The following is a 20,063-nucleotide window of genomic DNA, read 5'->3' as shown; positions in this document are numbered from 1 at the left end:
GCCTTGGGGCGCTCCCCCGGCGCGCTTGAGACATGCCCTCCGCGCCGCTTATCGGGGAGGTCACTAGCAGAGCAATCCCCCCCTCGCAACCATCTTGAGCACGAGAATGTGAGCAGAAGGCCTCCAATCTGCCCTTCGTCGCGGGAAGGTGACAGGGAGGGGAGGATTTTGTGGGCGCTAACAGGAATTTGGACCGGTTGGTCACGGAACGCCGCGCGGGGGTGATTCACCTCAATACGCGTTGGCAGTTCGATAATTATCCGCCTCCCGCGACGGAACACATGAGAGTTGCGCGACGGGCGGTACGCGAACGTGATTGTTGCGTCTCGACTGTTTTTCCCGCGGGAGGCATTAACTCCGTGTCAGGCCGGGTCCGTCGCCGGTTTCACCGCCCCTTCGAGAATCGACAGCGGTTTGCGGACCCGCGCACCGAGGCCGGAATCATGGCGCGCATGGACCTGCTTGGAGACTTCGAGCATCACGACGCCCGCCGCCAGCACGCCCGCCGCCTTGGTGCCCAGCCGTTCCCACATCGCGGCCGAGCGCAGCCAGAAGCGGCGATGGCTCGGCGGGATGTAGAGCGCACCGGTATGGCGCTCGGGCACGAAGCCGGACCGGCGTGCGAGCTGATCGAGCTGCCCCAGCGTGTAGGGCTTGCCGAACCCGAAGGGTGTGGTTTCGCGCGGCGCCCAGAGCCCGGCGCGGTTGGGCACGATGAACAGCGCCCTGCCCCCCGGCCCCAGCACCCGCCAGCATTCCTGCATCAGGGCTTCGGAATTGTCGGAGGTCTCGAGCCCGTGCATCACGATCAGCCGATCCACCCGGCCCGTCTCCAGCGGCCAGCGCGCCTCATCGCACAGGACCGAGACATTGGGCATCCCCGCAGGCCAAGGCATTACGCCCTGCTCGGCCGGCATCAACCCGATCACCCGGCGCGCAGGCTCGAGGTACGGGCGCAACAGCGGCACCGCGAAGCCGTAGCCCGCCACCGTCTGCCCCGCCATCTGCGGCCCCGTCGCGGGCCACATCGAAACAACGCGATCCCGGATTGCCCGCTGCGCCGCACGGCCTAGCTGGGTCCGGTAGTAGAAATTCCGCAGGTCGAGTACGTCGAGATGCATTGCGCCTTTCGCTTCCTTCGGCTTAGCTATGTGCCAAGATAATCAAAGCGGTAGAAAACACCATGGCCGTTGAGCTTCTCATCATTCCCTGTCTCGCCGACAACTATGCCTATGTCGTGCACGAGGCGGCGACGGACACAACCACCGTGATCGACGTTCCCGAAGCGCCGCCCGTTCTGAAGGCGCTGAACGAACGGGGCTGGAAAGCGAATCTGATCCTGCTGACGCATCATCACGCCGATCACATCGATGGCGTTCAGGCGCTGTCGGCGGCAACGGGGGCCAAAATCGTCGGGGCCAAGGCGGATGCGCATCGCCTTCCCAAGCTCGATCAGGAGGTTTCGCCCGGTGAAAAGCTCGCGATCGGGATGGAGCATGTCGAGGTTCTACCCGCCGATGGGCATACGGTCGGCCATATCGCCTATTACTTCCCCGAGGGCGGCCTGCTGTTTTCCGGCGACAGCCTGATGAGCTGGGGCTGCGGACGTCTCTTCGAGGGCTCGGCGCAGCAGATGTACGATACGTTGACGCGGTTTAGCGAGCTGCCCGACGAGACGCTGGTCTGTTCGGGGCATGAATATACTGAGACAAATGGTCGCTTCGCGCTCTCGATCGAACCGGAGAACCCGAACCTCATCGACCGGATGGAGAATGTCCGCGCCATTCGCGCTCAGGCCCGCCCCACCGTTCCTGTCGAACTGGGTCTGGAGAAAGCGACCAACCCGTTCCTGCGCGGCGACGATCCGAAACTGCGCGCGGCGCTCGGCCTGCCCGAAAGCGCGACGCCGGTCGAGGTTTTCACCGAAGCGCGCGCCCGCAAGGACCGGTTCTAGGTCTCACCGTCGCGCGTCGCGCAGCACGCTCAGAGCCAGCGCGGCGAGCACCGTCCCCATCGCCCAGCGTTGCACCCGCATCCAGAGCGGGCGCGCTGCGAGGAACCGGGCCATCGCGCCGGCGCCCATCACGATTGCAGCGTTCACGCCCACCGAGATAACGATCTGCACCGCGCCCAGCGCCAGTGACTGCGCCAGCACCGATCCCGCCGCGGGCTCGATGAATTGCGGCAGCAGCGACAGATACATCACCGCGATCTTCGGATTGAGCAGGTTGGTGACAAACCCCATCACGAACAGCTTGCGCGGCCCGTCGATCGGCAACTCGCGGGTCTCGAAAGCCGAGCGCCCGCCCGGTCGCACGGCCTGCCATGCCAGCCAAAGCAGATAGAGCGCCCCGGCCATTCGCAGCGCGTCATAGGCATAGGGCACGGCGAGCACGATCGCAGTGATCCCGAAGGCCGCGCAAAGCATGTAGAAGACGAAACCCAGCGCCACCCCACCCAGTGAGATCATCCCCGCGCCTCGCCCCTGACAGATCGTGCGCGACACCAGATAGATCATGTTGGGACCGGGGCTCAGCACCATGGCGAGGGCCACGGCACCGAAGGCGAGAATATGGGACAGGTCGGGCATCGGAGGGCTCTCTCAGTGGTCCGTGCAGATTAACGCGGCCCCTGCGCGTCGCAAGCCCGCGCTCAGGCGAGCTTCGCGAAGGTTGCCTCCAGATACGGGGCGTATTTCTCCCAGTCCTGCGAGCTGCCCTTGTAGATCGGCTTGCGCACCTGCGTGTTCGACGTGGTCGCAACCGTGCGGGCGTTGTCCTGAGGGCGCAGGCAGGCATCCTCCCAAGGTAGCCCGAGAGCCTCGATCAACCTGCGGCTGCGCGCCTCGGGGTCTTCCGTCAGCGCCTCGTAGTCGCAATCGACGATCGTGCCGGGCTGCGTCGCCCAATGCGCCATCAGATCGCGATAGAGCCCGTGATAGGCTACGAGATCGTCGAGATCATGCGCGTAGCCATTCCCCGCGCTGGAAAAGAAGTTGCGATAGATCGACCAGAGCGTCGCGCGCGGATCACGATGGACATGGACGATCAGCGCGCGCGGAAACAGCGCCCGGATCGCGCCGATCCAGCGGAAATTGAGCGGCATCTTGTCGGTCACGAAGGGCTTGCCATCGGCCAGCCCGGCGAGCGTCTCGTAATAGGCGGCTCGGATGCGCCCCGCCTCCCGGGTCAGGGCCTCCGGGTCGCTCCAGTCGAGCGCGCTCATCTCGCGATCGAGCGTGGCTATTTCATCACCGGGCGCGACCTGACTGTGCTGGGTGACGATCTGCTCGACCAGCGTCGTGCCCGAACGCGGGAGGCCCAGCAGGAAGATCGGCACCGGGGCAGCCCGGTCGACCTCGGTCTCGGGGATCGGCGGATGGGGCTCGGCGAACCGGTCGCGCAGTTGCGCAAACAGCGTGCGGTCCTGCGCGATGTCATAGCCCAGCTCGGCCTTGCGCCGCGCATTGGCCGAGTGCCAGAGCGCGAAGGCCCGCTCGGTCCTGCCCACATCATGCTGCGCCTTGGCCAGCGCGAATTCGAGCAGCATCCGGTCATGCTCCGAATGCCCTTCCGCCGCGACCTGTGTCTCGAGTTGCCAAAGCAGCGGCTCATCCGGCACGAAGCGATGCAGGGGCGAGAGGTTCCACCAGGCCTCGGCATAACTCGGGTCAGCAGCCAGCGCCGCCTCGAACCGTGCCTGCGCCCCCGCGATGTCGCCCTGTGCGAGAAGCACGATGCCAAGATTGTTCAACAGCAACACATGGCGCGGATCGAGCGACAGCCCCTTTTCCAACCGGAGCCGCGCCCCGGTGAAAGCCCCCTCGTTCAGCAGCAGATTGCCCAGATTATTGAGCATATGCACATCATTCGGCGCGACCTCGAGCGCGGCCTCGAACCTTGTGCGCGCCTCGGCCTCGCGCCCGAGCGCGAGCAGCGCATTGCCCAGATTGTTGAGCGCGACCGGATCGCGTGGGCGCAGCGCCAACACGCGCTCGAACTGAGCGACTGCGTCTTCGTGCTGGCCCAGCTCCATCAGCTCATTGCCCAGATTGCCGTGCGTATCGGCATGATCCGGGCGCAAGGCGATCAGGCGGCGATAGGTCTCGGCCGCCCCGGCATGATCGCCCAGCGCCCCCTGCCCCGCCGCGCGGAATTCGAGCAACAGTATGGTGTCAGGATGGATCCGCAGCGCGCGGTTCGCCTGGTCGACTAGCTCGCGATTGCGCCCCGTCTGCATCAGCCCCATCAACTGCTGCACCAGCGCGCGCGGCGGCCCCGCGGCGGGTTTCGCCTTGCTGGCCTGTCCCAGTGCCTCAAGCCCCGCTCTCGCGCGTTTGTTGCCAGGAAAGCGCCCAAGCACCTCGCGGTAAAGCGCCTCGGCCTGCGCGATTTCCCCACGCTTTGCATGACCACGCGCGGCAAGCAGAATCTTGTCAACGGACCCAGCCATTGGCTCTCCTTCGCAAAATCGTCCCGACCATAGCGAGCACCCGGACGATGACAAGCGCGGCTAAGGGCCGGTCGCAGCGACATGGCTCAAGGCCCGACTGAATCGGCGGGGTCTTCAGAGGACAAGCCCAGGCTTAATCGAGCTTGGCGAAAGCTGCCTCCAGATGGGGCGCGAATTTCTCCCACGCCTGCGAGCTGCCCTTGTAGATCGGTTTCGTAACCTGATCGCGCGACGCGGTGCGCGCGATGCGCGTATTGTCCTGCGGGCGAAGACACGCCTCGTCGAAAGGCAGTTCGAGATAGGCCAGCATGTCGCGGATCACCGGCTCCGGCGTCGCGGTCAGCTGTTCGTAATCGAGATCGTAAAGCGTCGCGCCGAACAGCGTGCGCCAATGCGCCATCAGGTCGCGATAGAGGCCATGATAGGCAACCAGATCATCCAGATCATAGGCGTAATCATTGCCGTCGGAGCTGAAATTGAGCCGGAAGATCGACCAGATCACCGCACGCGGGTCGCGGTTGGTGTGGACGATCTTCGCCTGCGGGAAAAGCGCCCGGATCTCGCCCAACCAGCGGAAATTGAGCGGCATCTTGTCGGTCACGAAGGGCGCGCCCTGCCCGAGCTTGCGCAGTTTCTCGCGATACTCGGCGCGGATCTCGGGCGCTTTCTGCGCCAGCAGATCGGGATCGGTCCAGTCGAACTCGTTGAACTGTTGGCTCAGCTCGGTCAGCTCTCCGCCCGGTGCGACCTGCGGATGCGCCGAGATGATCTGCTCGGTCAGGGTCGTGCCCGAGCGCGGCAGGCCGACGATGAAGATCGGCTCGGGGCCATCAGGCGCGGTTTCGGGAATTTCGGCGGGCGGGGCGGGAAACGCCTGTTTGATCTGAGCGAAACGCTCGACGTCGCGCGCAATGGTGTAGCCCTGAGCCTCTTTGCGCAGCGCATTGCCGCGCGTGTAATGACCGAAAGCGGCCTCGGTCTCGCCCGACTCCTCGCGCAGCTTGCCAAGCGCGAATTCGAGCCCCGCGCGTTGCTTCGCGCTGTGGCCCGGCTGCGCGAGCGAAGCCGTGAGCGCATCGAAAAGCGGATCGTCCGCTGTGGCGCGCTGGATATGGGCGAGCCCGGCGAGTGCATCCGGGAAGCCGGGCCGGTAGTGCAAAGCGCGCTCGTAGCTCTCGCGCGCCGATTGCTTATCGCCTTTTGCGAGATAGAGATCGCCCAGCGACGACAGGGTCAGATAGTGATCGGGCACTTTGTGCAAGAAGGCCTTGAGGTGGAATTCCGCCTCCTCCAGCTCTCCATCTTTCGCCAGCATATTCCCCAGATTCAGCTGTGCCTCGGCGAAATCGGGCGCAGCCTCATGGGCGGCCTGATAAAGTTTGCGCGCGGTCTTGTCGTCACCCGCCCGGCGTTTCGCATTGCCGATGTTGTTAAGCGAAACCGGATCGCCGGGCCGTAATTCCAACACGCGCTCGAACTCGGCCACGGCCTCGTCATCGCGGTTCAGCGCCATCAGTTCGTTGCCGTAGCTGCCATGCGCGTCGGGCGCGTCAGGGAACATTCCCACCAATTCGCGATAGAGCGCCGCCGCCCCCTCGTGATCGTCCAGCGCCGAGAGCGCCGCTGCACGGACTTCCATCGCTGCCGGCGCACGCGGGAATTGCTTGAGGACACGGGCGGCGGCCTCGGCGGCCTCGCGGTCACGGCCCGACTTCTTGAGCCCGAAGAGCTGGTCGATCACCGGGCGCGGCGGGTTCATCGGACGGGTGGAGGCGCGGGTCTGCGCGATCTCGGCCAGCCCGGCTTGCGCGCGCTTGTTGCCGGGAAACCTTGCCAGCACCTCGCGATAGAGCGCCTCGGCCTCGGCAAAGGCCCCGCTTTTCGCATGGGTCTTCGCCGTGCGCAGCGTCTTGTCTATCGGTCCGGCCATTGCGCTGTCTCCGTCTTCTGTCCCGCCTGTAAAGTCGCGCCGCACCATAGAGGCACCGCGCATGATGGCAAGGTGCCAGACGCCCTTGCAGTCGTCACCCAGACCCGAACCGGCGACGCCGCGCCACTGCGCCCTCGCCGCCCCGCGCTTGCATCCGCGCGTGGCAGGCGCGATACCTGTTTCACCTTTTCCGACCCTAGCGAACCGATGCCGATCTCACACCTGCCCAAGAATGTCCGCCGCCAGTTGCGCCGCTTCGGCCCCTCCATGGGGCGCAGACCCGCGGTCGACATTCTGCGCGGCGCGGTCGGTGCGGGGGTGGCGATCCTCGTCGTGACCTTCATCGTGGCCACCCTGCCCCATTCGCGTCAGGCGGGGATCTACCTCGTCTCCAGCTTCGCCTCGATGGCGGTGCTCTTGTTCGTTTTGCCGAATTCGCCTCTGGCGCAGCCGTGGTCCGCGATGATGGGGATGATGATCTCTGCCGTGGTGCCGGTCGCGGTGCTGATGGTGACGCCGCCGCCCTATGCAGACGGGCTCGCGGTGGGCGGGTCGATCGCGGCGATGATGGCGGCGCGCGCGCTGCATCCGCCCGCAGCCGGGATCGCGCTGCTGGTGGTGCTGGAACACGAGGCGGGACGACGGCTCGGCTTCGATTTCGCAATTTTCCCGATCGCGGTGATGACCGTGCTGATGATCGGGTTCGCGATGCTCTGGAACCGGCTGTTCGGAATTTCCTACCCCACGCGCCCGCTCGCCTATCACCCGGCCCATGTCGGACGCGCCCGCGGCCCGGCCCGCTCGCTGAGCCAGCGCGACCTGTCGAACCTGCTGGTCGAGTTCAACCAGTCGGCCAATATGGACCCGGCCGATCTGGCGCGGCTGATGGCGGTGGCCGAACATCGCGCTGCCGAGTCGCTTCTCGCCGATACGCATGTGCGCGATCTGATGACGCAGAACCCCGTCACCGTCAGCCCCGAAGCGCCGCTGTCGGAAATCGTGCGCAAGATGACCGCGCTCAACGTGCACACGCTGCCGGTGGTCGACAATTCCGGCTATTATCTGGGCGTGGTCGATCAGCACGACGCGCTCGATGAGCTGTTCAAGGAATTCGACATCCTGCGCCGCCCGCTGCGGTTCCGCGCAGCCCCGCCCGAGGCCGAGGTCCGCGCGATCTTCCATACCGATATCGAGACCGTCGAGGGCGACACGCCGGTGGGCGAATTGCTCGAACGGCTGGCCCGGCGCGAGGCGCGCGTCGTGCCCGTGACCGAAAGCGGTCGGCTCGTCGGGATCCTGACCCGGACCGACATCATGGCGCTGCTGCTGGAACATTCACCCGCAGCCCATAGCGAGGCGGAGCTCGACGAGGAAGTCTACGACGACGAAGAGGATGACACCTCCGCAGAGGAGCCCTCGTCCAAATCGCCGCCCGCCGCACGCGGTGACGACACGCCTGCGCGCGCGGGCAACACTGACCCTGAAGAGGCCGAACTGGCGGCGGAATTGCACCAAAGCACCGCGCGCCGTCCGCCGGTCTATGAGGACACGCAATACGACACCGCTGAAAGCCGCGGCGAGTCGCCCAAGTAACCGGCAATACGCTTGAACGCGCGAAAACCCTCCCCATATAGGAGAGGTCACACGCAACCCCCCTAGATATTGCGCGCCTCATCGGTATCCCTGCACCGTCGCGCCCGTTAAATGACCGTTTTTTCCGCACGAATCGGAGTCCGGTCGGATTTTGGGCATGAAAAGACTTGAAGCGCGGCGATTTCCACCGAACTTTAATCTTATAGGGCAACACTAGGCTGGGTATCCTCCCGCGCCGCCCTCCGAGGAAAGGAGCAGATAATGCCGTCGTTTTCCAATACGCTCGAACAGGCAATCCACGGGGCGCTGGCGCTCGCCAATGCCCGAAAGCATGAACTCGCGACGCTAGAACACCTGCTCCTCGCCTTGATCGACGAGCCGGACGCCGCGCGGGTGATGAAGGCCTGCGCCGTCGATACCGACGAATTGCGCCAGACCTTGGTGGAGTTCATCGACGATGAGCTGTCCACCCTCGTGACCGAAATCGAAGGTTCGGAAGCCGTGCCGACCGCGGCCTTCCAGCGCGTGATCCAGCGTGCGGCCATCCATGTCCAAAGCTCGGGCCGCTCGGAAGTGACCGGGGCCAATGTGCTCGTCGCGATCTTCGCGGAACGCGAAAGCAACGCCGCCTATTTCCTGCAAGAGCAGGACATGACCCGCTACGACGCGGTGAACTTCATCGCGCATGGCGTGGCGAAGGACCCCGAGTTCGGCGAAACGCGCCCGGTGTCGGGTGCCGAGGAAGAGGCCAAAGCCGAAGGGGCGACCCAGGCCGAAGCCAAGGATTCCGCGCTCGAGAAATACTGCGTGAACCTCAACGCGAAATCCGAGAAGGGCGATGTCGACCCGCTGATCGGGCGCGAGCACGAGGTGGAGCGCTGCATTCAGGTGCTTTGCCGCCGTCGCAAGAACAACCCGCTTCTGGTGGGCGATCCCGGCGTGGGCAAGACCGCGATCGCGGAAGGCCTCGCGCTGAAGATCACGCGCGGCGAAACCCCGGAGATCCTCGCCAATTCGACGATCTACTCGCTCGATATGGGCGCGCTGCTCGCGGGCACCCGTTATCGCGGCGACTTCGAGGAGCGTCTGAAGGCTGTCGTGAAGGAGCTCGAAGAGCATCCCGACGCGATCCTCTTCATCGACGAAATCCATACCGTGATCGGTGCTGGCGCGACCTCGGGTGGCGCGATGGATGCGTCCAACCTCCTGAAGCCCGCGCTTCAGGGCGGCAAGCTGCGCACCATGGGCTCCACCACCTACAAGGAGTTCCGCCAGCACTTCGAGAAGGACCGCGCGCTGAGCCGCCGGTTCCAGAAGATCGACGTGAACGAGCCGTCGGTGCCGGATTCCATCAAGATCCTGATGGGTCTGAAGCCCTATTTCGAGAAGCACCACGACATCCGCTACACCAATGACGCCATCAAGACGGCGGTGGAACTGTCGGCGCGCTATGTCCATGACCGCAAGCTGCCTGACAAGGCGATCGACGTGATCGACGAGGCGGGCGCGGCCCAGCATCTCGTGGCCGAAAGCAAGCGGCGCAAGACCATCGGCCCGAAAGAGATCGAGGCGGTCGTCGCCAAGATCGCGCGGATCCCGCCGAAATCGGTCTCGAAGGACGATGCCGAGGTGCTCAAGGATCTCGAGAAGTCCCTCAAGCGCGTCGTGTTCGGTCAGGACAAGGCGATCGAAACGCTGTCCTCCGCGATCAAGCTGGCCCGTGCGGGTCTGCGCGAGCCGGAGAAGCCGATCGGCAACTACCTCTTCGCGGGCCCGACCGGCGTCGGCAAGACCGAGGTCGCCAAGCAGCTCGCCGATACGCTCGGCGTGGAACTGATGCGCTTCGACATGTCGGAATACATGGAGAAGCACGCGGTCTCGCGTCTGATCGGTGCGCCTCCGGGCTATGTCGGCTTCGATCAGGGCGGCATGCTGACCGACAGCGTCGACCAGCACCCGCATTGCGTGCTGCTCTTGGACGAGATCGAAAAGGCCCACCCGGATGTCTACAACATCCTGCTGCAGGTGATGGATCACGGGAAGCTCACCGACCATAACGGCCGGACCGTCGACTTCCGCAATGTGATCCTGATCATGACCTCGAATGCGGGCGCCGCCGAGCAGGCGAAGACCGCAATCGGCTTCGGGCGCGATCGGCGCGAGGGCGAGGATACGGCCGCGATCGAGCGGACCTTCACGCCCGAGTTCCGCAACCGTCTGGACGCGGTGGTCAGCTTCGCGCCGCTGCCGCGCGAGGTGATCTTGCAGGTGGTCGACAAGTTCGTGCTGCAACTCGAAGCGCAGCTGATCGACCGCAACGTCCATATCGAGCTCACCCCGGCCGCCGCGAACTGGCTCGCCGAGAAGGGCTACGACGATAAGATGGGCGCGCGTCCGCTTGGCCGGGTCATTCAGGAGCATATCAAGAAGCCGCTCGCCGAAGAGCTGCTCTTCGGGAAGCTCACCAAGGGCGGCGTCGCCAAGGTCTCGGTCAAGGACGACAAGATCGTCATCAAGGTCGAGGAACCGGGCAAGAAGCGGATCTCCGGCTCCAAGCCGCGCCTGCTGACCGCCGAATGATCTAGACCGTGCTCCGCGCGGTATTGATAAGCCTACTCGTCCCGGCCGTGCCCTGCATGGCCGGGACTTTTCTATCCGACGCGCCGAAGTTGGAGATGCCTGTCGAGTGCACGCTTGGCCAGGACTGCTTCATCCAGAACTACGTCGACCGCGACCCCGGCTCCGGTGTGCGCGATGCGGGCTGCGGCGGGCTGACCTATGACGGCCACAAGGGCACCGATTTCGCGCTGCTGACCGAAGCGCAGATGCAGGCGGGCGTGCAGGTGATCGCCGCCGCCCCGGGCCGGGTGATCGCCACCCGCGACGGGGAACCCGACGGGGCTTATGCCAGCGGGCTAACGGTTTCCGGCAAGGAATGCGGAAACGGGATCACCATCGATCTCGGACACGGCTGGCAGACCCAATATTGCCACCTGCGCGAAGGCTCCATTTCCGTGAACCGGGGCGACCGGGTAAAAGCCGGCGAACCGCTCGGCCTCGTCGGACAATCGGGCCAAGCGGAATTCCCGCATCTGCATCTCTCGCTGCGCCACGAGGACACCGTAGTTGACCCGTTCGACCCTGACATGCAGGACGCCTGCGCCAGCGATGCGACGCAAACGCTCTGGACCGCCCCGATCACCTATCGGCCGAGCGGTTGGCTCGACGCCGGGCTCACCGCCACCGTGCCACGCTTCGAGACAATCCTAGCTGGCGCGCCCCTGCCCCCGCCCAGCGACACCGCACCCGCGCTTATCTTGTGGGGCTACGGCTTCGGCCTGCGAACTGGGGACACGATCGGGTTCGAGATCACCGGCCCGGACGGGATCAGCATCAGGACGACCAGCGAGGTCGACGCGTCAAAAGCCCGGTTCTTCCGCTATGTCGGCAAGAAAGCCCCGCCGGGCGGATGGCCGAAGGGGCGCTACGACGGCCAGATCACGCTCAGCCGCGACGGCGCGGTGATCGCCCGTCGAACCCTCACCGCCCGGATCGACTAGCCCTCACGGAATCCGCGCGGCAGGCCCCGGCTGACCCGAGGGCTTCTCCCCGGCCTTGGCCTTCTGCGTGGTCTCTTCCTCGAAGGCCTCGGGCGGCAGGAGCGAAATCAACCGCCCGCCCGGCTCGACCTTCATTTCGGCCGGATCGATCACGAAGCGCAGATCGCCGCTTTTCGCCACGACCATCACGGGCTTCGCCTTGGGCCGTTTCTCACGCCACTGGGTCAGCGTGTATTCCTCGGTGATCCGGGTGACGCGGAAACGCCATCCCTCGGACAGCAGCTTCTCCCAATTCTCCAGCGTCCGCCCCTCGCCAAAGCGCCGCCCGCCCAGTTGCGTCGGCAGCGCGTGACGCTCGCGGTCGTCCTTCTGGCGCGGCACCTGCCAGACCTTGTCGCGGCCCAGCTCGGGCGCGAGATCGGTCGCGACGAGCGTGTTGTAGGCGTCGTTATCTGTGGCGGCGAGCAGGGTCGAATAGGCCATCAGCTCGACCTTGTCCTCCGCCGCCTCGCCGAGGATGTCGCCGTAGAAGGTCTTGAGCCCATTGGCGCGCGGGCGGATCAGGTGGGCGTGGTTCGGGTCGGTGATCAGCACCGGCACCTCGGCCTTGTTCAGCGTCTCGGCCAGCGCCGTGGTGAAGCGCGAGCCGCCCACGATCAGCAGCCCCGGCTTGTCGGCATTGGCCAGCCCCAGCTTCCGCGCCAGCGGCGCCAGCGTGAAGCCGTGCACGATCACCGTCACCAGCACTAGCACGAAGGCCAGCGGCCCGATCCGCAACCCGTCCGCGACGCCGATCTCGGCCAGGCGCTGCCCGAAGAGGCCCGCCACCGCGACCAGCACCACCCCGCGCGGGCCCGTGAAGGCGATCAGCAGCCGCTCGTTGCGCGGCAGTGCTGTCCCGATCAGCGAGATCAGCACCGTCAGCGGCCGCGCCACCAGCACCACGAGAATAACGAAGAGGAGCGCGTGCCAGTCGAGCGCGGCCAGCTGGTCGATCTCGATATTCGCGGCGAGCAGGATGAACACGCCCGAGACCAGCAGCACCGTCGCATGTTCCTTGAAGCGGCGCAGTTCCTCGTAGGACGGCAGGTCGGCATTGCCGATCACCAGCCCCATTACGGTGACCGCCAGCAGCCCGCTTTCATGCAGCACATGGTCCGTCACCGCGAAGGTGGCCAGAAGCGTCGCGAAGAGCACCGGCACCTTCATGAATTCCGGCACCCACCCGCGCGAGAAGCTGCGCGCGATGCCCCAGCCGATCGCGCCGCCGATCGCGGCCGCAAAGCCGATACCTAGCGCGAGATGCCACACCGCCTCGCCCATCGGCAAGTTGGATCGCAGCGTGAACACCACCTCGAAGGCCAGAACCGCCGCGAGCGCGCCGATCGGGTCGTTCACGATGGCTTCCCATTGCAGCAGGCGCGCGGGGCGGCGGGCGAGTTTTGCCGTGCGCAGAAGCGGCGCGATCACCGTGGGGCCGGTAACGACCATGATGCCGCCGAAAACAGCCGCGCTTTCCCAACTGAGCCCCGCGCCCCAAACGAGCGCGAGCACCGAGAGGAACCAGCCCAGAGGCGCGCCGATGAAGACCAGTCGCCGGACCCCGGTTTTCGCGTCGCCCAAGCGGTGGAAATCGAGAGAGAATCCTCCCTCGAACAGGATCACCGCCACCGCGAGCGCGATCAACGGACTGAGCAAGTCGCCAAAATCCCGACTCGGGTTCAAAAGGCCCGTCGCGGGCCCGGCGATGAGCCCGGCTACCAGCATGATCACGATGGCGGGCAGGCGCAGGCGCCAGGCCAGCCATTGCGCCCCGACACCGCACACACCCACCAGCGCAAAGGCCAATACCGGGCCGAGACCCGCCGATTCCGCAACTGCCATACCTGTCCCTCGTCACGCTTCCGGATCAAACCCCGTTCAGGAGGTCAGGTTCCGTGCCCTTTTGCAAGAGGCCGAATATCGCGCAGGACCGCGCTATGTTCCGCGCGCAGCCCCGGGTCACCCCCTGAAAAGATTGACCTTTGCGTCGCAATCCGGTAGGGCGCAGTCAAGCTCCGTAATCCGGCGGAGCTTCTCCTGGGCGCCCGGTTCCTAAAGCGCCCGACAGCGGCCCCGCCCGATGCGGGTCGCGACAGGACGCGATCAAAGGTAAACCAAGGAAACCCATGACTAAATTCACCGATCTGAAGCTGGACCCGAAAGTCCTTTCCGCCGTTGTCGACGCTGGCTACGAAGAGCCCACGCCCATTCAGGCTGGCGCCATTCCGCCCGCGCTCGAAGGCAAGGACGTGCTCGGCATCGCGCAGACCGGGACCGGCAAAACCGCCAGCTTCACCCTGCCGATGCTGACGCTGCTGCGCCGGGGCCGCGCCCGCGCCCGGATGCCGCGCTCGCTCGTGCTCTGCCCGACGCGCGAACTGGCAGCCCAGGTCGCCGAGAACTTCGACCTCTACGCCAAGAACACCAAGCTGACCCGCGCGCTGCTGATCGGCGGCGTGTCGTTCGGCGAGCAGGACAAGCTGATCGACAAGGGCGTCGACGTGCTGATCGCGACGCCGGGCCGCCTGCTCGACCATTTCGAGCGTGGCAAGCTGATCCTGACCGACGTGAAGGTCATGGTCGTCGACGAGGCCGACCGGATGCTCGACATGGGCTTCATCCCGGATATCGAGCGCATTTTCCAGCTGACGCCGTTCACGCGCCAGACGCTGTTCTTCTCGGCCACGATGGCCCCTGAGATCGAGCGGATCACCAACACCTTCCTGCATGCGCCGACGCGGGTCGAAGTTGCGCGTCAGGCGACCACGGGTGCGAACATCACCCAGAAGCTGATCCAGATCGAACCGGCGCGCCGCGACCAGACGGCCAAGGCCAAGCGCGAACTGCTGCGCGCGGTGATCTCGGCCGAGGGCGAGGCCTGCACCAACGCGATCGTCTTCTGTAACCGCAAGGTCGATGTCGATATCGTCGCCAAGAGCCTGCAGAAATACGGCTTCGACGCCGCCCCGATCCATGGCGACCTCGATCAGAGCCAGCGCACGCGCACGCTCGAGAATTTCCGCGATGGCAAGCTCAAGCTGCTGATCGCCTCCGACGTGGCCGCGCGCGGTCTTGACGTGCCCTCGGTGAGCCACGTCTTCAATTACGACCTGCCGATGCATGCCGAGGATTACGTCCACCGGATCGGCCGCACGGGTCGCGCGGGCCGCAAGGGCACGGCGATCTCGATCGCGGTCCCGTCGGACGAGAAATTCCTCGGTCAGATCGAAAGCCTCGTCGAGCAGGAAATCCCGCGCGCCGAACCGCCGGAAGATTTCGAGCTGTCCGAAGGTGCGAAGCAACCGGCGCGCAAGCGCGAAGACGCCAAGGGCGGTCGTTCGCGCGGCGGGCGCAGCCGGGATCGTGGCGGGCGTGGGTCGAAACGCGACCAGCGCAGCGAAGAGACGCAGCAGCCGCAAAGCGCCGCGCCGCAGGAGCAGCAGGAGGAGCAGGCCCCCAAGACGGCCGAGGCTCAGCCCGAAGAGGCCCGCAGCGAGGCCCCCGAGGCCGCGAGCGCTCCGAAGCCGCAATCGCGCAGCCAGTCTTCCGACGAAGGCGGCAATGCCCGCAGGTCGCGCGGTGGACGCAACCGCCGCGAGCGCGACAACGAAGTCGTGGGCATGGGCGATCACGTTCCGGATTTCCTCACCGTCTCCTTCCGCCCCGGCGCGGTTGAGGAGACCGCCGAGGACAAAGCGGACAGCTGACACTTTCGTATTGGTAAAAATATCCCCGTCGGAGGCCTCCTCCGGCGGGGTTTTTCTTTGTCTTGAAGGATGGCGCGCGCCCCTGCCCGCCTGCGCCTAGGGCGATCCGCGCCCTTGCGGGCGCGGAGCCACGCTCAATCGGTCAGGCGGCTGGTGACGACGATCACTTCGGGCTTCTTGCCGATCTCTTCCATCGAGACCTGACGCGCGATGCGACGCAGGCCCTCGTCGATCTTGTCGTCATTTTTGAGGACTTTGATCGAAGCGCGTTCGAGATATTGCGTCATCTCGTCTTCGATCGTCTCGGCCAGCGGCGCGCCCGAGCGGCCCAGTTTCGGCAGGCCGTTCAGCTCGACCCAGGGCTCGCCCAGCGGCTGGTCTTCCTCGTCGAGGATCAGGGTCACGAGGCACAGCCCGTTCAGCGCCATACGCATCCGGTCCCGCACCACGCCATCCATCGCGCCGATCTGCACCGAACCGTCGAGGTAAGTGCGGCCCGCTTCGATATATTCGACGACTTTCGGCGTCTTGCCGGTCAGGTCGATCATCGTGCCGTTCGTCGCGACTTCTGACGCGATGCCCTTATCCGAGGCCAGCTTCGCGTGCTCGCGCAGGTGACGGTGCTCGCCATGCATCGGGATCAGCATCTTCGGCGCGAGCAGTTCATGGACGGCTTCCAGATCGGGGCGGTTCGCGTGGCCGGAGACGTGATAGAGCCCGCCGTGATCGTCCACCACGTCGACGCCCATCTCGGAGAACGCATTCATGATGCGGATCACGCCGCGCTCGTTGCCCGGAATGGTCTTCGAGGAGAACAGGAATGTGTCGCCCTCTTTCAGCTCGAGACCCAGATATTTGCCACGGCTCAGCTGGGCCGAGGCCGCGCGGCGCTCGCCCTGAGAGCCGGTCACGATCAGCATCAGGTTCTGACGCGGCACATCGCTCGCCTCTTCCGCCGAGATCGTGCCGGGCATGCCCTTGAGCACCCCGGTTTCTTCCGCGACCGAGACCATGCGCTTCATCGCGCGGCCAAGCAGGCAGACCGAGCGCCCCGCAGCCTTGCCTGCCTCGGCGAGCGTCTTCAGGCGCGCGACGTTCGAGGCGAAGGTGGTCGCGACGACCATGCCGGTCTGGGCGCGGATCAGTTCCGAGATCGGTTCGGCCAGCGTGGCCTCCGACCGGCCCGGCAGCGGCGAGAAGACATTCGTGGAATCGCTCACCAGAACCTTCACACCGTCGCCCTCTTTGCCGATGGCATGCCACATCTCGGGCTCGAAGGGCTCGCCCACGATCGGGTTGCCGTCGAGCTTGAAATCGCCCGTGTGGACAACGCGCCCGGCGGGCGTGTCGATGATGAGGCCGGAGCTTTCGGGGATCGAGTGCGAGATCGGCACGAATTGCACCTTGAACGGACCGGCTTCGATCACCTTCGGGCGCGGCTCGACGATCTGGATCGTCTCGGGCGGGATCCCCGCCTCTTCCAGCTTCAGCTGACCGATGCGGCCGGTGAAGGCCCGCGCATAGACCGGCTTGCGCAGCTTGTTCCAGACATGGGGCAGCGCGCCGATATGGTCTTCATGGGCGTGGGTGATGAAGATCGCGTCGATCCGGTCGGCATTCGCTTCCAGCCATTCGAGATCGGCGAAGATCAGATCGACGCCGGGCGTGCCGTCCATATCCGGGAAAGTCACGCCCAGATCGACAACGATCAGCCGCTCTTTCCCCTCTGGGCCGTAGCCGTACACATAGGCGTTCATGCCGATTTCGCCGGCGCCGCCGAGGGGGAGGTAGATCAGTCTGTCACTCACGCGGGAAGATCCTTGTTATAGTCGTTGAGGAGGCGAAGGCCGTGCATGGTAAGGTCGTAATCCACACTGTCAAAGAGGTCAAAGCCCTGCGAGAACAGTTCGGCCAGACCACCGGTCGCGATGACTTTCATCGGCCGGTCGCGTTCGAGCCGGATTTGGCGCACGACGCCTTCGACGAGGCCGATATAGCCCCAGAAAACGCCCGATTGGATACAGGCGACGGTATTCGTGCCGATGGCCTTTTCGGGCATCGTCACGTCGACATGAGGTAGGGCGGCGGCGGAAGCGTGCAACGCCTCGAGCGACAGGTTGACGCCGGGTGCGATCACGCCGCCGATATAGGCCCCGTCGGAGGCCACCACGTCGAAGGTGGTCGCGGTACCGAAATCGACGACGACGATATCGCCGCCATGCCGGTCATAGCCCGCCACCGTGTTCACGAGGCGATCCGGCCCGACCGTCGTGCCCGGATCGACGCGCGGCTCGACCGGCAGGCGGCATTCGGGCTTGCCCACCACCAGCGGGCGACAGTTGAAATACCGGTTCGACAGGACCCGCAGGTTGAAGACGACGCGCGGCACGGTCGAGGAGATGATCACCTCGGTGATCGAGCCCGCGATCTCCTGCACGCGCATCATGCCCGACAGCCAGAGGAAATATTCGTCCGCCGTGCGCTGGTGATTGGTCTCCATCCGCCATGTGGCGACGAAATCCGTCCCGTCCCAGACCGAAAAGACCGTATTGGTGTTACCGCAGTCGATGCAGAGAAGCATGGCTCCCCCTTTCCGCTCAGAAAAAGATATCCGCAGCCGAGATGGCGCGACGGCCCTCTGGCGTGGTCAGGATCAGCGCGCCGGTCTCGTCGATGGTCTCGAAGGTGCCGCGATAGGTCTCGTTGCCGACCCGGGCGGTGATCTCTTCGCCCAGACGTGCCGCGCGGGCGAGCCACGCATTGCGGATCGCGTCGAAGCCGTAATCGCGGAACTGCCGATCGTAGTGATCGAAGGCCTGCGCCAGCATCGGCAGGAAGTCGACCGGAGCGATCTGCATCCCGGTCTCGCCAATCAAGCTGACCGGAGCCATCGCCTCGGGCTCGACCTCGCTGCGATCGGGCGCTTGCGCGAGGTTCACCCCGATGCCTATCGCGATCTGCTCTCCGCCGCGCAGACTTTCCAGCAGGATGCCCGCGATCTTTCCACCGCTGAGCAGGACGTCATTGGGCCATTTGATCGTGAGCCGCGCATGCGGCCCCCCGACATGAGCGAGCGCCGCCTCGAGCGCCAGAGCCGCGACGAAGGAATAGAGCGCCGCCTGCCCCAGCCCGCCCTCGGGCCGCATCACAAGCGTCGCCGAGAAATTGCCCGCGGGCGCGCGCCAGGCACGGCCGCGCCGACCGCGGGCGGCGGTCTGCTCATGCGCGAAGATCCACGCTGAACCGGAGAGGCCCGGCGCTAGCCGGGCCGCTTCATCCATGGTGCTATCGACCGAGGGCAGGACGTGTCGCGCCACACCCTCGGGCCAGTCATCGCGCTCAGTTGACAAGAGCCGCCGCCGCAGCCTGGGCCGCGCCCTCGATGCCGAAGAGGTTGAAGATACCGAGCAGCATCGCCAGCGCGGAGACCATCAGAAGCCCCCATTGGATCGCGGGCATCCGGTTGTCCAGCGGGTCCGTCTCCTTGCCGAAATACATGTAGAACACGATCCGCAGGTAGTAGAAGGCCGCCACGACCGAGGCGATCACGCCCAGCAGCACGAGCCAGATATAGCCCGCATGCAGCGCCGCCTGAAGCACCGCGAACTTGGCGAAGAAGCCCAGGAACGGCGGCACGCCTGCAAGCGAGAACAGCAGCACCAGCATCGCCAGCGCCTTGGTCGGATCCTGACGGGCATATTGGTTCAGCGATTTGATATCAGTCACCGGCTGGCCGTCCCGCTCCATCGAGAGCATGAAGGCGAAGACGCCGACATTCATCGTTACGTAGATCGCCATATAGGTCAGCATCGCCTGCACACCCTCGGCAGTGCCCGCCGAGAGGCCCAGCAGGACGAAGCCCATATGGGTGATCGAGGAATAGGCCATCAGGCGTTTGATGTTCGTCTGACCGATTGCCGCGACCGAACCCCAGACCATCGACAGGCCCGCGAGCAGCGCGAGGATCTGGCCCCACTCCGCCGGGACCTGACCGAAGGCGTCGAAGACGAGCCGTGCGATCAGCGCCATCGCGGCCACTTTCGGCGCGGTGGCGAAGAAGGCGGTGACCGGCGTGGGCGAGCCTTCATAGACGTCGGGCGTCCACATGTGGAACGGCACCGCCGAGACCTTGAAGGCGAGACCGGCGATCAGGAAGACCATGCCGAACAGAAGGCCGATCGGCAGGTGACCTTCTTGAACCACCCCGATGATACCCGCGAATTGCGTGGTACCCGCGAAGCCATAGGTCAGCGAGGCGCCGTAGAGCAGGATGCCCGAGGACAGCGCGCCGAGCACGAAGTACTTCAGACCGGCTTCCGAGCTCTTCTCGCTCTCGCGGCGCAGCGCAGCCACGATGTAGAGCGCGAGCGATTGCAGCTCGAGCCCCATATAGAGCGACATCAGGTTGCCCGCCGAGACCATCATCATCATGCCGATGACGGCCAGCGTCGCGAGGATCGGGTATTCGAAGCGCAGCAACCCACGGCGCTGCATGTAATCGGTGCCCATCGCGAGCACCAGCGCAGCCGACACAAGGATCATCACCTTGGTGAAGCGCGAGAACGCATCGTCGATGAAGAGGCCACCGAAGGCCTCATGCGACCCTACCTCGGCCAGACCGATCCAGGCCGCGATCACCAGCATGACGCCGGAAGTGATCCACAGCAGGGTCGGCGCAAGTTTGTCCTTGCCGAACCACACACCCGCGAGCAGCGCCACCATCGCGTAGATGGCGAGCAAAAACTCCGGAAGGACGATCGAGAAATCCGCAGAAGTCAT

At 65.3% G+C, this 20,063-nt stretch carries 14 protein-coding genes; 5 read left to right on the top strand and 9 right to left on the bottom strand.

What is annotated here, in order from left to right; genetic code table 11:
• Positions 1-362: 362 nt before the first annotated feature.
• A complete protein-coding gene (locus tag BMI88_RS05360; protein WP_078519404.1) occupies positions 363-1,121 on the bottom strand; it encodes a methyltransferase domain-containing protein in 759 nt (252 codons plus the stop codon).
• A gap of 62 nt (positions 1,122-1,183) precedes the next feature.
• Here BMI88_RS05360 and gloB point away from each other — a divergent pair, with 62 nt between their 5' ends.
• The gene (gene gloB, locus BMI88_RS05355) at positions 1,184-1,954 is read left to right on the top strand and encodes a hydroxyacylglutathione hydrolase (protein WP_078546648.1); all 771 of its coding nucleotides are present in this window, start codon (positions 1,184-1,186) and stop codon (positions 1,952-1,954) included.
• Positions 1,955-1,957: 3 nt separating this feature from the next.
• On the opposite strand, the gene BMI88_RS05350 is transcribed toward gloB, so the two are convergent.
• From BMI88_RS05350 to BMI88_RS05340, 3 genes are all read right to left on the bottom strand, one after another.
• On the bottom strand, positions 1,958-2,590 hold the full coding sequence (locus BMI88_RS05350; RefSeq protein ID WP_078546646.1) for a LysE family translocator: 633 nt from the start codon (positions 2,588-2,590) through the stop codon (positions 1,958-1,960).
• A gap of 62 nt (positions 2,591-2,652) precedes the next feature.
• Entirely contained in the window at positions 2,653-4,452 is a 1,800-nt protein-coding gene (locus tag BMI88_RS05345) for a tetratricopeptide repeat-containing sulfotransferase family protein (protein ID WP_078546644.1), read from the bottom strand.
• A gap of 133 nt (positions 4,453-4,585) precedes the next feature.
• Positions 4,586-6,382 (bottom strand): tetratricopeptide repeat-containing sulfotransferase family protein, encoded by a 1,797-nt coding sequence (locus tag BMI88_RS05340; RefSeq protein WP_168173945.1) that lies wholly within the window; start codon positions 6,380-6,382, stop codon positions 4,586-4,588.
• A 207-nt stretch (positions 6,383-6,589) separates the two neighbouring features.
• On the opposite strand from BMI88_RS05340, the gene BMI88_RS19470 reads away from it, so the two are divergent.
• From BMI88_RS19470 to BMI88_RS05320, 3 genes are all read left to right on the top strand, one after another.
• On the top strand, positions 6,590-7,975 hold the full coding sequence (locus BMI88_RS19470) for an HPP family protein (RefSeq protein WP_168173944.1): 1,386 nt from the start codon (positions 6,590-6,592) through the stop codon (positions 7,973-7,975).
• A 261-nt stretch (positions 7,976-8,236) separates the two neighbouring features.
• Positions 8,237-10,555, top strand: coding sequence for an ATP-dependent Clp protease ATP-binding subunit ClpA (gene clpA / locus BMI88_RS05325; protein ID WP_078546640.1), 2,319 nt, complete (start codon positions 8,237-8,239; stop codon positions 10,553-10,555).
• Positions 10,556-10,650: 95 nt separating this feature from the next.
• The gene (locus tag BMI88_RS05320) at positions 10,651-11,535 is read left to right on the top strand and encodes a M23 family metallopeptidase (RefSeq protein WP_168173943.1); all 885 of its coding nucleotides are present in this window, start codon (positions 10,651-10,653) and stop codon (positions 11,533-11,535) included.
• Between the two features lie 3 nt (positions 11,536-11,538).
• Here the strand turns inward: BMI88_RS05320 and BMI88_RS05315 are convergent, their stop codons facing one another.
• Positions 11,539-13,419, bottom strand: coding sequence for a sodium:proton antiporter (locus tag BMI88_RS05315; RefSeq protein ID WP_078546636.1), 1,881 nt, complete (start codon positions 13,417-13,419; stop codon positions 11,539-11,541).
• A 284-nt stretch (positions 13,420-13,703) separates the two neighbouring features.
• Here BMI88_RS05315 and BMI88_RS05310 point away from each other — a divergent pair, with 284 nt between their 5' ends.
• Positions 13,704-15,284, top strand: coding sequence for a DEAD/DEAH box helicase (locus BMI88_RS05310; protein ID WP_078546634.1), 1,581 nt, complete (start codon positions 13,704-13,706; stop codon positions 15,282-15,284).
• 134 nt (positions 15,285-15,418) lie between these two features.
• On the opposite strand, the gene BMI88_RS05305 is transcribed toward BMI88_RS05310, so the two are convergent.
• The 4 genes from BMI88_RS05305 to nuoN are packed head-to-tail and all read right to left on the bottom strand — an operon-like array spanning position 15,419 to position 20,063.
• Positions 15,419-17,041: a ribonuclease J gene (locus tag BMI88_RS05305; RefSeq protein ID WP_078547290.1), complete on the bottom strand. Its 1,623-nt coding sequence runs from the start codon at positions 17,039-17,041 to the stop codon at positions 15,419-15,421.
• Positions 17,042-17,088: 47 nt separating this feature from the next.
• Positions 17,089-17,865, bottom strand: coding sequence for a type III pantothenate kinase (locus BMI88_RS05300; protein WP_078539517.1), 777 nt, complete (start codon positions 17,863-17,865; stop codon positions 17,089-17,091).
• A gap of 16 nt (positions 17,866-17,881) precedes the next feature.
• Positions 17,882-18,634 carry a biotin--[acetyl-CoA-carboxylase] ligase gene (locus BMI88_RS05295; RefSeq protein WP_281480145.1) on the bottom strand — a complete coding sequence of 251 codons (753 nt, stop codon included), beginning with the start codon at positions 18,632-18,634 and terminating at the stop codon, positions 17,882-17,884.
• The gene (gene nuoN / locus BMI88_RS05290) at positions 18,624-20,063 is read right to left on the bottom strand and encodes an NADH-quinone oxidoreductase subunit NuoN (protein ID WP_078546630.1); all 1,440 of its coding nucleotides are present in this window, start codon (positions 20,061-20,063) and stop codon (positions 18,624-18,626) included. Before nuoN ends, BMI88_RS05295 begins: the two co-directional genes overlap by 11 nt.

It is taken from the genome of Thioclava sp. F36-6 (genome assembly GCF_002020305.1).
GTDB lineage: Bacteria > Pseudomonadota > Alphaproteobacteria > Rhodobacterales > Rhodobacteraceae > Thioclava > Thioclava sediminum.
Note: the sequence above shows the minus strand (reverse complement) of the source record. Positions and strands in the feature narration are given on the sequence as shown.